General features: G+C 63.3%; 13 protein-coding genes. 4 read left to right on the top strand and 9 right to left on the bottom strand.

The genetic code is table 11. The features are described 5' to 3' along the window. Positions 1 to 319 precede the first annotated feature (319 nt). The gene (gene xopA, locus AMD14_RS02650; RefSeq protein ID WP_011050302.1) at positions 320 to 733 is read left to right on the top strand and encodes a XopA/Hpa1 family type III secretion system protein; all 414 of its coding nucleotides are present in this window, start codon (positions 320 to 322) and stop codon (positions 731 to 733) included. A 717-nt stretch (positions 734 to 1,450) separates the two neighbouring features. Here xopA and sctC read toward each other — a convergent pair. The 9 genes from sctC to AMD14_RS02605 all read right to left on the bottom strand — a co-directional run bounded on the left by sctC (position 1,451) and on the right by AMD14_RS02605 (position 8,970). Beyond that, the gene (sctC, locus tag AMD14_RS02645; protein ID WP_011050301.1) at positions 1,451 to 3,274 is read right to left on the bottom strand and encodes a type III secretion system outer membrane ring subunit SctC; all 1,824 of its coding nucleotides are present in this window, start codon (positions 3,272 to 3,274) and stop codon (positions 1,451 to 1,453) included. An 81-nt stretch (positions 3,275 to 3,355) separates the two neighbouring features. Further along, positions 3,356 to 4,186, bottom strand: a complete 831-nt coding sequence (sctT, locus tag AMD14_RS02640; RefSeq protein ID WP_003485764.1) for a type III secretion system export apparatus subunit SctT — start codon at positions 4,184 to 4,186, stop codon at positions 3,356 to 3,358. Next, complete coding sequence (locus AMD14_RS02635) at positions 4,183 to 4,692, bottom strand: type III secretion protein HrpB7 (protein WP_011050300.1); 510 nt, start codon at positions 4,690 to 4,692, stop codon at positions 4,183 to 4,185. Before AMD14_RS02635 ends, sctT begins: the two co-directional genes overlap by 4 nt. Then, the gene (gene sctN / locus AMD14_RS02630; RefSeq protein ID WP_011050299.1) at positions 4,685 to 6,013 is read right to left on the bottom strand and encodes a type III secretion system ATPase SctN; all 1,329 of its coding nucleotides are present in this window, start codon (positions 6,011 to 6,013) and stop codon (positions 4,685 to 4,687) included. Before sctN ends, AMD14_RS02635 begins: the two co-directional genes overlap by 8 nt. Further along, complete coding sequence (gene sctL, locus AMD14_RS02625; RefSeq protein WP_003485757.1) at positions 6,003 to 6,704, bottom strand: type III secretion system stator protein SctL; 702 nt, start codon at positions 6,702 to 6,704, stop codon at positions 6,003 to 6,005. The genes sctN and sctL overlap by 11 nt, the downstream gene beginning before the upstream one ends. Further along, positions 6,689 to 7,318 carry a type III secretion protein HrpB4 gene (locus tag AMD14_RS02620; protein ID WP_005928355.1) on the bottom strand — a complete coding sequence of 210 codons (630 nt, stop codon included), beginning with the start codon at positions 7,316 to 7,318 and terminating at the stop codon, positions 6,689 to 6,691. Before AMD14_RS02620 ends, sctL begins: the two co-directional genes overlap by 16 nt. Before the next feature lie 7 nt (positions 7,319 to 7,325). Continuing rightward, the gene (sctJ, locus tag AMD14_RS02615) at positions 7,326 to 8,087 is read right to left on the bottom strand and encodes a type III secretion system inner membrane ring lipoprotein SctJ (RefSeq protein ID WP_003485754.1); all 762 of its coding nucleotides are present in this window, start codon (positions 8,085 to 8,087) and stop codon (positions 7,326 to 7,328) included. 1 nt (position 8,088) lies between these two features. Then, positions 8,089 to 8,481 carry a type III secretion protein HrpB2 gene (locus AMD14_RS02610; protein ID WP_005912701.1) on the bottom strand — a complete coding sequence of 131 codons (393 nt, stop codon included), beginning with the start codon at positions 8,479 to 8,481 and terminating at the stop codon, positions 8,089 to 8,091. A gap of 33 nt (positions 8,482 to 8,514) precedes the next feature. Next, positions 8,515 to 8,970, bottom strand: coding sequence for an HrpB1 family type III secretion system apparatus protein (locus AMD14_RS02605; protein ID WP_011050297.1), 456 nt, complete (start codon positions 8,968 to 8,970; stop codon positions 8,515 to 8,517). A 213-nt stretch (positions 8,971 to 9,183) separates the two neighbouring features. On the opposite strand from AMD14_RS02605, the gene sctU reads away from it, so the two are divergent. The 3 genes from sctU to sctP are packed head-to-tail and all read left to right on the top strand — an operon-like array spanning position 9,184 to position 12,826. Beyond that, complete coding sequence (gene sctU, locus AMD14_RS02600) at positions 9,184 to 10,257, top strand: type III secretion system export apparatus subunit SctU (protein WP_011050296.1); 1,074 nt, start codon at positions 9,184 to 9,186, stop codon at positions 10,255 to 10,257. Then, positions 10,251 to 12,188, top strand: a complete 1,938-nt coding sequence (locus AMD14_RS02595) for an FHIPEP family type III secretion protein (RefSeq protein WP_011050295.1) — start codon at positions 10,251 to 10,253, stop codon at positions 12,186 to 12,188. The genes sctU and AMD14_RS02595 overlap by 7 nt, the downstream gene beginning before the upstream one ends. Next, positions 12,188 to 12,826, top strand: a complete 639-nt coding sequence (gene sctP, locus AMD14_RS02590) for a type III secretion system protein SctP (protein ID WP_015462791.1) — start codon at positions 12,188 to 12,190, stop codon at positions 12,824 to 12,826. The genes AMD14_RS02595 and sctP overlap by 1 nt, the downstream gene beginning before the upstream one ends. The last annotated feature ends 85 nt before the right edge of the window (positions 12,827 to 12,911 follow it).

Genomic DNA, 12,911 nt, shown 5'->3' with positions numbered 1-12,911 from the left:
GCACGCAACCACCCACAACGCTCGACGGCGGCACCATAACGCCACCTGTACGTGATTTACTCAGGGCCGACGAAACACTTAGCAGGCAAGCGAAAAAACGTCCTTCAATCACGCGCCCGGGATTTTCTTATCGATCCCAAAACATTTTTCACTGGCCTTCTTCGCCCGTACAAGCGCAATTTCGCAAAATTTCTGGCGATACCGGGCTGCCGCTTCTACTGTTCATTCGGGGCGAAAAACGCGCCCCACAACTGCCGTCGCTTACGCCCGGCAGTTGAGCGAAAAACAAATCCCAGTTAATCAGAGAGGAATCGTCATGATGAATTCTTTGAACACACAGCTCGGCGCCAACTCGTCCTTCTTTCAGGTTGACCCCAGCCAGAACACGCAATCTGGTTCGAACCAGGGCAACCAGGGCATCTCGGAAAAGCAACTGGACCAGCTGCTGACCCAGCTCATCATGGCCCTGCTTCAGCAGAGCAACAATGCCGAGCAGGGTCAGGGTCAAGGCCAGGGTGGTGACTCTGGTGGTCAGGGCGGCAATCGGCAGCAGGCCGGTCAGTCCAACGGCTCCCCCTCGCAATACACCCAGATGCTGATGAATATCGTCGGAGACATTCTCCAGGCGCAGAATGGTGGTGGCTTCGGCGGCGGCTTTGGTGGTGGCTTCGGCGGCGGCCTCGGCACCAGCCTCGGCACCAGCCTTGCGAGCGACACCGGATCGATGCAGTAACGAACTGTTGGTCGCCCCTACCGGCCACGGCCTGCAGGTTGTCGCTTCATGCGCCAGCCTGCAGGCGCTCTCATTGCTGTAACCGCGTACATCCGCTACCAGTTCTCGCGCTTGTCTTTTTCGCGCAACAGGTGCCCGACAGACAGCCATCGGCATGCGAGCAGCGCCGTTCCGGCGTCAAAGCGTCAGTCAATCGCCAGATCTTTTGTTCTGGGACACGCCTTCTCAAGTGAACCTTCGTTGCTGGCGTGATTTTTTCGGCGTGCGATCGCAGACCATCACGCCATCATCGCTCGACTGGAGGCTGCTGCACCCACGCACCGGCCATGCGTAATGATGCCGGCTCAGGCCGTCGATATGCGCCCGCTCGCAATCGCGCTCAGTTCAAGGCATAGACGGCCCCTCATCGTCTACCCCAGATACCGAGCTGACTGCCAGCAACCCGCCTCTCGCAGGCGACACGACTGCCATGTGATCGCTCAGACAGGCTGGGGCACGTATAAAAACCAGCATGTGCGAGTGACACATACAGATTCCCAGCGCCGCCCGACTATCATCCAGGCGGTGGTCTTGGGCACTCTGAGTCGCTACACACGCACGCCGATTGCATGGCCCGTCTGATGATTTCTCAAACAATCCCGTCCTTATTCGGGCTTTGGTATTCACCGAGTATCAGGCACTCGCAGCTGCCACCGATGGCTTTTCGCACACCATCCATCAGGGTGACACCACATGCGGGGTCAGCAGAAACAGCCGTTGCATGCGCGACCCACTTTTTTGGCGGTGCTTGAACAGGTTACCGAGCAACGGAATCTTCGACAGGCCCGGCACCGCATTCAGATCGGTCTCGTCGGCATCGTAGGCGTATCCTGCAATCAGCAGGCTCTGCCCTTCATTGACGAAGGCCTGGGTCGTGATCTCGCTGGAGGTAATGACCGGGATGCCGTCCACGGTGTTGGATCCAAGCTGGCCATCCTCAATACGCACATCCAGCCGCATCTGACCGTTCGGCGAGCCTGGCACCACGCTGGGCAATACCCGCAACGACACCCCGGCGGAGAGGTTATAAAGATCGGCCGATGCGTATCCGCTGACCCGGACGAATGCCTGTTGCTTGTGGTCCATGACCGCCTCGACGTTGTCCAGCGTCGCAACCTGGGGCGAAGACACGATCTTGGCCTTGTTGGTCGTCTCCAACGCCGACACGCGCGTCATCAGGTAGCGCCCGGCGTCTCCCAGCACGGCCGTCAAGGTGCCCCCAGCCGGCGTGGTCGCGCCATCGGTGGCAGCGCCGCTCAATGCGCCGTTGAAGCCCAACTGACCGCCACTGCCGTTGCCGGTCTGTATGTCCGTGTGCTGGCTGTGGAAGCGCCAGTCGACACCGAGATCCTGCATGGCGCCATCGCGGATCTCGATGATGGTGGCATCGATCTGCAGCAACTTGGGCCGGTTATCCAACTGTTGGATCAGGGTGCCATAGCTCTGCATCCGCTCGGGTCGATCGCGGATCAGGATGGTGTTGGTGCGCGGATCGGCTTCGATCACCGGCGCATCGGAGGCCAGCTCCGCGCCGCCACCGGCGTCGATCGGAGTGGACTCGTCGCGCCGTCCCTTGCTGAGCTCCGGCCAGACGCTGGCGGGCGAGCCCGCAGTCGCAGCAGTTCCACTGCCGGGCAACGGCGGGCTGACCGGTACGCGATCGGACGACGAGGCCCCGCCGAACCAGGACGAAGGCAGCCCCAGGATGCCGCTGGCTCCGCCGCCTTGACCCTGTGCGGCATTGCCGAATGTGTTGGAGGACCCGCCGCCGATCGGCTGTACCCGGCCAAAGTTGGCGCCAGGCCCCGGTATTGCCGCGACCGGTGCGCCGCGTGCGCCGTACATGCTGCGCAACAGACTGGCCATGCCTGGAATCTGCACGTCCTGACCGCCGATGCGCGTCGTGTGGTCGGCCGCTTGCGCATAATGCAGCTGAAACACCTGCACTTCGGTGGCATCGCGCTGACGCGCGCCCTGCTCGACCTGCTTGGCAATCGCCGAAACGGTATCCACATACCCTGGCGGTCCGGAGACCACTGCCACATGCGCGGTCTCGTCGTAACGCACCGGAAAGCGCGGATCGTCCAGGCGCATGCGCGCAAGCGCGTCGCGCAGTGACTTCGTCGATGCGGTCCCCAGACTCAAGGTCGCGCTCTTGGATTCGTTTGCGCCCCAGATCCTGAGCACGGCGCCATCGTAGTACCAGACGAAGCCGTAGGTGGCCGCCAGGTCGTCGAGGAATTTCTGCGGAGATGTTTCGAATTTGCCGCTCAGCGTACCGGTGACTTCTGGCGAGATCCAGGTGGCGATGGACTGGCTGGCGGACAAATCACGCAGCACCTCTTTGAGATCCTTGTTGTCGGCGACGTATTTGAACGTGCGCGAATGCCACGGGACCTGGGCGGCGTCGGCATGTGGCGACAACACTGGCAGCAGGCTGAGCATCAGGACGGCGGCCAATGGAGCACGTCGGCGGTGGACTGTGGTACAGGCAGGAGCCATGGCGTTCCCTCTGCTAGGCAAGTGAAGAAGTCGGTAGCGATCAGTGTAGGAAGTGCAAAGCCGGGAATGTCTCAATAAAGATCAGTGCGACGCGGCTCTCTTGCCACCCACGTTGGCGGCATCGTGCAATTGCTGCTGGAAATGCAGGAAACCAAGCGCTTCGCCGAATTGCGCGATGAAGACGCTGGTCAGCAAGGCGAGCAGCAATAACGCCAGCACCCCACGGATTGGCTGACTCAAATTCGACGGTTCGAGCTTGTCGGCCGCACGCGCCACCAGGCCGATCGCTAGATCCACCAGCACAAGCACCAGCATCACCGGTGCGGACAGTTTGACGACCGCGGCCATCATGCTGTCGGATTGCTGGATCACGAACGATTCGGCAACCGCCCCCATGTTCGGCCCAAGCTGGGTCAGCGGCCACCAGCGAAACGATTCGAACAACGCGCCGAGCAACATCAACATGCCGCCCAGCGCGTAGAACGACACGATGGCCAGTTGCAGCAACACCGTGGACACCGGCGTGCTTTGCTGGCCGCTGAGCGGGTTGGTCATCTGCACATTGTTGTAACCGGCAAGGTCGTCGATCAGCAAGCCAACGCTCTCGGCGATCCAGAACACCGTCGATGCGGCAAACCCGATCAGCAGACCGATGAACGCCTCCTTGAACACCACCCCGACCAGGCCGACCGTCTGGATCTTCGCCAGCGCATCGGCCGGTTGCCCATAAGCGATGAACGAGCTCAGGACGTAGATCACGCCGTTGCGCGCGATTCCGGGCAGACTGTCCTGCGCCGTTGCCGGTAGCACGATGAACATCACGAACACGCGCACCCCGCACAATGCCAGCAGGGTCAACAGCGACACGCCCTGCGAGGAAATGGCCAGCAAGGCATCGGTGGCGTCGTTCATCGGGCGCCCCGCTGCGCGGTGCGGTGCGAACGCAGCGCGACCAGCGCCTCGATCGCGTCTTCTTCTTCCGCTGCCTCGCGTTGCGCCTGTCGGGCGCGGCGTGCACTGGCGGCTTTGTCTGCATACACCTGCGCCTGTGCCTGCAGCTTGCTCAGCGCCTGCTGCACGGACGCCAGTTCATCGCGGGCGCTTTGCAACGACTGGCTCGCCGCTGTCTGCGCCTGCTCGGCAGCGCGACAGGCCTCGACCAGCACGGTGCGGAAGCGTTCATGCTGCAGGATCGTGTCGATATCGATCGAACCACCCACACCGGCCTTGTCCATCAGCGCGGCGTCGCAACTGGCCAAGCGCGTGGTGCAAGCCTCTGCCTCCTGTCTGCACCTGGCGAGCTCACGGTCGCAGTGTTCCAATGCACGCCTGCAATCGCTCGAACGTTCCTGCATGCGCTCGCAGCGACGCGCCTTGAGCTGATGCAGCACCGACCAGGTGTGGGCAGGCTCACGCATCGTCGGTCACGCTGGCCAGCTGCTCCAGCGTACTTTCGTACGCACTGAGCCGGTCGGTCGGTTGGCTGAGAAAGTCGCGGATCGCATCGATCCTGTCGATCGCTTCGTCGGCAACGGCATCGCTTCCCTGACGGTATTCGCCCACCTGCACCAGGGTTTCCACCTCGTTGTACTTGGCGAGCAGGCGCCGCAACCGGCCGGCGGCCTGGGAGTGGTCCGATGGGACGATCTGGCTCATCACCCGGCTCAGGCTGGCCAACACGTCGATTGCCGGGTACTGGTTCTTGGCCGCGATCTCGCGGGAGAGAATCAGGTGCCCATCGAGGATGCCGCGCACTTCTTCGGCGATCGGGTCGCTGCCGGTGTCGTCCTCGGCCAGGACGGTGTAGAACGCGGTGATCGACCCGCTCTCGCCCATGCCCGCGCGTTCGAGCAGGCGCGGCAACTCGGCGAACACCGATGGCGGAAAGCCCCTGCGCGTGGGGGGCTCGCCGGCGGCCAGACCGATCTCGCGTTGCGCGCGGGCAAAGCGCGTCAGCGAGTCCATCATCAGCAGAACGCGCAGGCCCCGATCCCGGAAATACTCGGCGATGGCGGTGCCGACGTAAGCGGCCTTCGCGCGCTCGATCGACGAGCGATCGGAGGTTGCACACACCACGACGCTGCGCGCCAGCCCATCGGCGCCAAGAATGAGCTCGATGAACTCCCGCACCTCGCGTCCGCGCTCGCCGATCAGCACGATCACGTTGACATCGCACTGGGTACCGCGCGCGAACATTCCCATCAAGGTGCTCTTGCCGACGCCTGCTGCGGCGAAGATGCCCATGCGTTGGCCCTCGCCCAGCGTCATCAGGCCATCCACGATCCGCACGCCGGTCGGCATGGGTTGTTCAATCAGCCGCCGACGCATCGGGTCCGGTGCCTGCGCCTGGATCGGTACCCAGGTGTCGCAGGCGATTGCTCCTTGCCCGTCCGACGGCTCGCCCAAGCCGTCGAGCACGCGCCCCAGCAAGGCCGGTCCAACAGGCACCGCCAACGGGCGCCCCAATCCGATCACGCGCGTCTCGCGCGACAGCCCGACCAGCTCCCCGAACGGCGCCAGCAATGCGAGATCGCGGCTGAAGCCCACCACTTCGGCACGCTGCAACAAGGTGCCATCGCGTTGGCGCAACTCGCAGACCTCGCCCAGGCTGACCTGCACGCCGGCCACCTTGAGCATGGTGCCGACGAGTTCGACCACCTTGCCATAGCGACGACCGAACGCGAGCGTGGCCAGCTCGCGCTCGAGCGCTGTCTCCAGCAGGGGCATCTCAGCCAGCATCCACGGGCTCCTGGGGTGCGGCCAACACGCGGCGAATGACGCGCCGCAGACTGCGCAGCTGGTCGCGCAGATCGGTCTCGAACACTCCCGTATCCCACTCGCACACGCAGGCGCCCACGGCCAGATCGGCATCGCCGCACAGCTCTACCTGCAGGGTCCAGCCCGCCTCGGTGGCGGTCGCGTCGAAGGCGCGCCGCGCAGCGTCCACCGCGTCGGGGTGCACGCTCACGCGCAGGGCCTTGGCCTCGTCCAGGGCACCTTCCAAGGCCTGCGCCGCACGCGCATACAGCGCCGCAGGGTCGTGTCCGAGGATGATGTGCTCGCAGGTGCGCGCGACAATCTCAGCCAGGCGCTCGCGTGCCCGCTGCGCGGCCGTGTCGGCGGCAAAGGCATGGCGCAGGCCGGATTCGTTCCACTCATCAAGCTGACGTCGCAGCCCGGTTGCATATCCCAGGCGTGCGCTGCGCTCGGCCTTTTGGCGCGCATCGTGAAGGATCGCCTCGGCCTGCTGTTGAGCCTCGTCGATCAGCGTCTGTGCACGTGTCTGCGCCTGGCTCAGGGCCTGCTCGCAGCGTGCGTGCACCTCGGCAGTGGCAGCATCCAGCGCCAGCACCGAGGCCAGCGCCTCGCGCGGAATGACATCGCAATCCAGGCCGATGGCATCGGGCGTTGACCTCAACCAGAGACGCATGACGCCTCCGGCATCAGGGTAGGAAGCGCGGCCAGGAATGCATCGCTCGCACCGTCTGCTGCGAGAGCCGCCACCTGCGCGGCGCCCAGGGGCAAGGACAGCGCCAGCAGCTTGGCAACAACCGGGTTGGGCCAGACGCCATCTGCCTGCATCCGACGCCAACCGTCGCCGACCCACGCCGCTTGATCGGCATCGCGCGGTAACAGCGGCACAGGTAGGCCGGCGGACGCGTTCTGGCGCACGTGCTCAAGCACGGCAGGACCCACGCACTGTTCGAGCCAGTCCAGACGCTCGCGCTCGATACAACGACGCACTGCCAACCCGCGCGAGAACAGCGCACGCGCGATCAGGACCTTGGCCAATAGCGCGGGCATCAGGACGGCGAGTTGGTTCGCATGCAGGCCGAGCGCAGAGGGCGACAATCCCGACCATCCCGACCACGCCTGGATCACCCGCATACGACGGTAGACGGGCGCCGCTGCCCAGCCCGACGCCGCCACCGGGCCAAGCCAATGCGCCACCCGTGCGGCGTCCAACGATTCGGCCAGGTGCGCCAACGCGTCCGTCCAGCGCTGAACACATCGTGCCGCATTGTCGATCCGCGTGTTGTCCATCCCGCGCTCACCCGGCTTTGCCTTTCGTCAACTCCCGCAGGCGCTGCCAGCCGCCCCAACGGCCCGCCTGCGGGTTTGGCCACCAATACAGCGCCGCTGCAACCGCCAGACACAACGCCAACGCACACCCGGCCAACCACGGCCACGGTGAAGGTCTCGGCGGTGCCGATGCGGTGAACTGCGCATCGCTCTCCGCTCCGCCCGGCACCAGCGTGACGCTGACGTTCTCGTAGGTGAGTCCCTCCACGCTGTGCATGACCAACGTCTTGATGTTGGGCACCAGACTGGTCAAATCGCTACCGACGCGGAACTTGATGAACACCGCAGCGCTGGAAGGCTTTACCGAGGTGGAAAGCGGGTCGTTGTTGGGCAGCACGATTTCCACATCGGCCGAAATGACCCCATCGATATTCGACAAGGTCTGCGACAGCTGCTGGGACACGCCATAGATGAAACGTACGCGTTCTTCGGTGGGTGTCGAGATCAAGCCATCCTTCTTGAACATCTCGCCGAGATTGGCGTGCCGCTCATGCGGCAACCCGTGCGCGCGTAGCACCTCCAGCGAATAGGACACCTGATCGTGCGGTGCGTTTATCGCCCAGGTCTTGCCGTCGTCTGGCGTGACTTTGGACGCGTCCACGCCCGCATGCAGCAGCACCTCGAGCATGTCGTTCGCATCGTTTTCGGTGAGCCCGGAATACAGCTGCTGACTGCACGCAGACAGCAGCAGCGCCACCAGCAGCACCACCAGGTATCTCAGCGCGCGCATGCTATTGGTTCTTGACCAGTGTCTGCACGGCGTTCTTTCCCGATTGCGCCACGCCGACGCTGACATTGAGGTTGAAGCCGACCATGGTCAGCTCGTGCATCAACTTGATCTGCTGCGCTGCCATTTCCTGCAGCCCCATGGTCGGTGCCTGCATGCTGAAGGCATCGATATGCTCGGCGATGGTCCGCACGCCATCGTTCTGCACATCGACCACGCGGCTCATCATGCTCGGGTTGCCCACCCGCTGCATGGCGGGCGGCAAGGGGCTAGAGGACTGCATCAGCGCTTGAAAGCGATTCACAAGCGCTTGGTTGGGCGCTGCCACCGGCGACAGCGCTTGAGTGGAGGTAATACTGGTGCCGGCAATCGCTTGGACAGGAGGAATGAGCGTCATCGCATACTCCTATGGGGTCGGGACTGGCGTCACTCAGGCACGCAGGTATTGCGAATTTGGAACTTCCATCGGTGCTGAGGATTCGACCGGCACTTCCGCCGGCGCAGCCGTTGGGGTTCGTCGTCCGGACAGCGCCTTGACCAGGGCCACCGCGTCGGCATCGGCGTCTTCTTCGATCAGCCCGTCCGCGACGCCATGCCACGACTGGTCGCCCATCGCGAACAGGCAGCAGGCGTACAAGGCCCTGCACAGCGGCTTGGAGCCGGCGTCGCCTTCCAGTTCGCGCAGCAGGCGCGCGCCTTCCACGTAATTACCGCGCTTGATGGAAATCCATGCATCGAACGTGTCCAGCGCCTTCAGCTCTGGCCGCAGTACTCGGACTGCGGCCAGGACCGCGGCAGCGTCCTGAATCTTGTCATGGGTGAGTCCGACCGTGATCAGTTCGATGAGCCCACTCACGACCGACCCGGGACATTGAATCTTCTCCACACTGCACCTCGTTTTAATGACATGCGGACCGTACACGGGGGGAAAGCTACGCGCGCCACGGCGGCCGGATCCTTTCGGAAGCGAATATCGGAATTCGCTGGCGAACAAACCATTCCGGCTTCGCCAGGCTACCCACACATTCGCCTGTCAAGCGGATCGTTCCACCACAGCTCACCACAATCGGGGGCGCAGCGATCGCGGAAGGAGAGGGCAATGTCGGAAGAAAAAACCGAGAAGCCGACCGAGAAGAAACTGCGGGATGCGCGCAGGGACGGGGAAGTTCCGGTCAGCCCGGACGTCACTGCAGCCGCGGTGCTCTTTGGCGCGCTAATGGTCATGAAATCGGCCGGCGACTACTTCTCCGACCACATGCGCGCATTGATGACGATCGGCTTCGATTTCCCGGAAAATACACGCGATGCAACGGCAATAAACCGCGCACTGGGCCATATCGGCATCCAGGGATTGGTGTTGATGCTCCCCTTGCTGGTTGCTTGCCTGGTGGCTGGCGTGGCAGGCGGTGCTTTCCAGACTGGGCTGAATGCCTCCCTCAAGCCGGTGGCGCCCAAGTTCGATTCCCTCAATCCCGCAACCGGGGTCAAGAAACTCTTTTCGTTGCGAAGCCTCATCAATCTACTGAAGTTGATCATCAAGGCCATCTTGATTGGCGTGGTGCTGTGGGCCGGTATCCGCATCCTCATGCCGATGATCATTGGCCTTGCCTACCAGACACCACCCGACATTGCCCAGATTGCCTGGCGGACGCTGGGGATGCTATTCGCATTGGGCGTGCTGCTGTTCGTACTGGTCGGCGCCGCAGACTGGAGCGTGCAGCACTGGCTGTTCATCCGCGACAAACGAATGAGCAAGGACGAGCAGAAGCGCGAAGTCAAGGAGAGCGAGGGCGACCCGGAAATCAAGGGCAAGCGCAAGGAATTCGCCAATCAGATGGTGTTTGGCGACCCGCGCGAACGCGTCGCCAAGGCCAAGGTGATGGTGGTCAACCCGACCCATTACGCGGTGGCACTGGCCTACGAGCCCGATGACTTCGGCCTACCGCAGGTCGTGGCCAAGGGCGTGGACGACGGCGCGCTGGAGCTGCGCGCCTTCGCGCATAACCAGGGCATTCCGATCGTTGCCAATCCGCCACTGGCACGTGCGCTGTATCAGGTTGAATTGGGCGACGCAGTGCCCGAACCACTGTTCGAAACGGTTGCAGTGGTGTTGCGCTGGGTCGATGAACTCGGTCGCGACCACAGCGACGGCGATGGAGCTCTGCCATGCTAGGAGATCGCGTGCGAGCGACAAGGTATTTCGCTTACAGCGGCGAAGTCGCCATCGCCGCCTTGGTGGTGGCGGTCATCGGGCTGATGATCCTGCCGCTGCCAACGCCGCTGATCGATACGCTGCTGGGCATCAACATCACCCTGAGCGTGGTGCTGTTGATGGTCACGATGTATGTGCCCGACTCGATCTCGCTCTCGTCGTTTCCTTCCCTGCTGCTGTTCACCACACTGCTGCGGTTATCCTTGAATATCGCCTCGACGAAGTCGATTCTGCTGCACGCCGAGGCGGGCCATATTATCGAGAGCTTTGGCGAGTTGGTGGTCGGCGGCAATCTGGTGGTAGGCCTGGTCGTTTTCTTGATCATCACCACCGTGCAGTTCATCGTGATCGCAAAGGGCTCCGAACGCGTTGCCGAGGTCGGTGCACGCTTCACGTTGGACGCAATGCCCGGTAAGCAGATGAGTATCGATGCCGACCTGCGCGGCGGCAACCTGACCGCAGATGAAGCACGCCGCAAACGCGCACGGCTGGCCATGGAAAGCCAACTGCACGGCGGCATGGACGGCGCCATGAAATTCGTCAAGGGTGATGCGATCGCCGGCCTGGTAATTACCATGGTCAACATCCTGGCCGGCATCGTGGTCGGCGTGACGTACCACGGCATGACCGCGGGCGAAGCGGCCAACCGCTTTGCGATCCTGTCGGTGGGCGATGCCATGGTGTCGCAGATCGCCTCACTGCTGATATCGGTGGCTGCCGGCGTCATGATCACCCGCGTGGCCAACGAGAACGAGACAAGGCTCAGCTCGCTCGGGCTCGATATCGGCCGTCAGCTCACCAGCAATGCGCGCGCCCTGATGGCAGCGAGCGTGCTGCTGGCCTGCTTTGCGTTCGTCCCTGGATTCCCGGCCGTGCTGTTCCTGCTGCTGGCAGCGGCCGTCGGCGCCGGCGGCTATACGATCTGGCGCAAGCAACGCGATATCAGCGGCACCGATCAGCGCAAACTGCCTTCGACGAGCCGTAAAGGCGCCAAGGGCGAGGCGCCACATATTCGCAAAAACGCCCCTGATTTCGCCTCACCCCTGTCGATGCGTCTGTCGCCGCAGCTGGCCAATCTGCTCGACCCCGCGCGGCTTGATCAGGCGATCGAAAGCGAGCGCCGCAAGTTGGTCGAGTTGCTGGGCTTGCCGTTTCCCGGAATCGCGATATGGCAGAGCGAGTCCCTGCAGGACATGCAATACGAGGTGTTGATTCACGATGTCCCCGAGACACGCGCCGAATTGGGGGACACCGACGACATGCAAGCGGCGCTGGCCCGCCAGGCCATCGCACCCCTGCACGCGCGCGCGCACCTGTTCGTCGGCATCCAGGAAACCCAGTGGATGCTGGAGCAGGTGGCTGTGGACTATCCCGGGCTGGTTGCGGAGGTCAACAAGGCGATGCCCGCACAACGCATTGCCGATGTGTTGCGGCGTCTGCTGGAAGAAAGGATTCCGGTGCGCAATATCAAGAGCATTCTGGAGAGTCTGGTGGTATGGGGTCCGAAGGAAAAGGACCTTCTGATGTTGACCGAATATGTGCGCTGCGATCTCAGCCGTTATCTTGCGCATACCGCAACCGCAGGCACCGGGCAGCTGCCTGCGGTGATGCTCGACCATGCTGTGGAACAAATGATCAGGCAATCCATTCGCGCGACCGCGGCCGGCAATTTCCTGGCCCTTCCGCCCGAGCAGGCGAACCAGCTTGTCGAACAGGTGGAACGCATCGTGGGCGACCAGGCGCAGCATCCGCTGGCGGTGGTCGCATCGATGGACGTACGCCGCTATGTGCGCCGCATGATCGAAGCACGGCTGACGTGGCTGCAGGTTTATTCGTTCCAGGAACTGGGTTCGGAGGTGCAGTTACAGCCGATCGGCAGGGTGGTGGTGTGATGCGCAAGCCGCCCCTCCGCCATGTGCGCATCCTGCCGGTCAGCGGCGCACTGCAGCGGCAGGCGGCTCCTGCCACGCCGGCCCGGTCGGCGCAGCGCTCCAGCTTCCTGCAACTGCGCCAGCGACTGCGCAGCGCGCAGCTCGCGCTTCCCTGCATGGTGCTGCCGCCGCAGTGCGACGAGGATCGACCGGAGCCCGATGCCGAGGACAGGTTCACCGAAGCCCATGACGGCGCGCCCGCAACAACGGACCCGGCATTACCTGTCGATGGCACGAAATACCAAGAGCCACTCCAAGGCACCGACAATGGCGCGGTTGGGCGACATATCGCCACCGAGTGGATACGCACGCAGCGCGCCCAGATGGCGATCGACCACATCGCGCTGCGGGTGGCCGAGTTCTGCAACGCCACGCCAGTGCGCAGCGCAGGGAGCTGGGAAGCCTGGCTGGATATCGATCAAGGGCTCGTCGCACAGACGACGTTGTTTTTGCGGCTTTCGCCGGACCAGCTATCGCTTCGCTTCAATACCAGTTCGCCGGACGCGCGCGAGTTACTTTGGTGCGGAAGGCAGCGTCTGGAGGCTGCACTGAACTCCACGCTGAGTAGCACGCTCCAGATCAGCATCGAGGTTGTCTAACGCGGCACTGGCGACAGAAAGCCATTTGGAGGAACTCCATCTTGCTAACCGAGCAGAGCCAGGCTCCACCGGCACGTGCACTCTC

Origin of the sequence: Xanthomonas citri pv. citri, from assembly GCF_000961215.1 — a bacterium.
Taxonomy (GTDB): Bacteria; Pseudomonadota; Gammaproteobacteria; order Xanthomonadales; family Xanthomonadaceae; genus Xanthomonas; species Xanthomonas cissicola.
This window is presented reverse-complemented; position numbering and strand designations above follow the sequence as displayed.

What these genes read in the sequence shown, in the direction of transcription:
- xopA (WP_011050302.1), top strand. Translation starts at nt 320, where the DNA reads ATGAATTCTTTGAACACACAGCTCGGCGCCAACTCGTCCTTCTTTCAG.
- sctP (WP_015462791.1), top strand. Translation starts at nt 12,188, where the DNA reads ATGCGCAAGCCGCCCCTCCGCCATGTGCGCATCCTGCCGGTCAGCGGC.
- AMD14_RS02620 (WP_005928355.1), bottom strand. Translation starts at nt 7,318, where the DNA reads ATGGACAACACGCGGATCGACAATGCGGCACGATGTGTTCAGCGCTGG.
- AMD14_RS02610 (WP_005912701.1), bottom strand. Translation starts at nt 8,481, where the DNA reads ATGACGCTCATTCCTCCTGTCCAAGCGATTGCCGGCACCAGTATTACC.
- AMD14_RS02635 (WP_011050300.1), bottom strand. Translation starts at nt 4,692, where the DNA reads ATGCGTGAGCCTGCCCACACCTGGTCGGTGCTGCATCAGCTCAAGGCG.
- sctT (WP_003485764.1), bottom strand. Translation starts at nt 4,186, where the DNA reads ATGAACGACGCCACCGATGCCTTGCTGGCCATTTCCTCGCAGGGCGTG.
- sctN (WP_011050299.1), bottom strand. Translation starts at nt 6,013, where the DNA reads ATGCTGGCTGAGATGCCCCTGCTGGAGACAGCGCTCGAGCGCGAGCTG.
- sctJ (WP_003485754.1), bottom strand. Translation starts at nt 8,087, where the DNA reads ATGCGCGCGCTGAGATACCTGGTGGTGCTGCTGGTGGCGCTGCTGCTG.
- sctC (WP_011050301.1), bottom strand. Translation starts at nt 3,274, where the DNA reads ATGGCTCCTGCCTGTACCACAGTCCACCGCCGACGTGCTCCATTGGCC.
- sctL (WP_003485757.1), bottom strand. Translation starts at nt 6,704, where the DNA reads ATGCGTCTCTGGTTGAGGTCAACGCCCGATGCCATCGGCCTGGATTGC.
- AMD14_RS02595 (WP_011050295.1), top strand. Translation starts at nt 10,251, where the DNA reads ATGCTAGGAGATCGCGTGCGAGCGACAAGGTATTTCGCTTACAGCGGC.
- sctU (WP_011050296.1), top strand. Translation starts at nt 9,184, where the DNA reads ATGTCGGAAGAAAAAACCGAGAAGCCGACCGAGAAGAAACTGCGGGAT.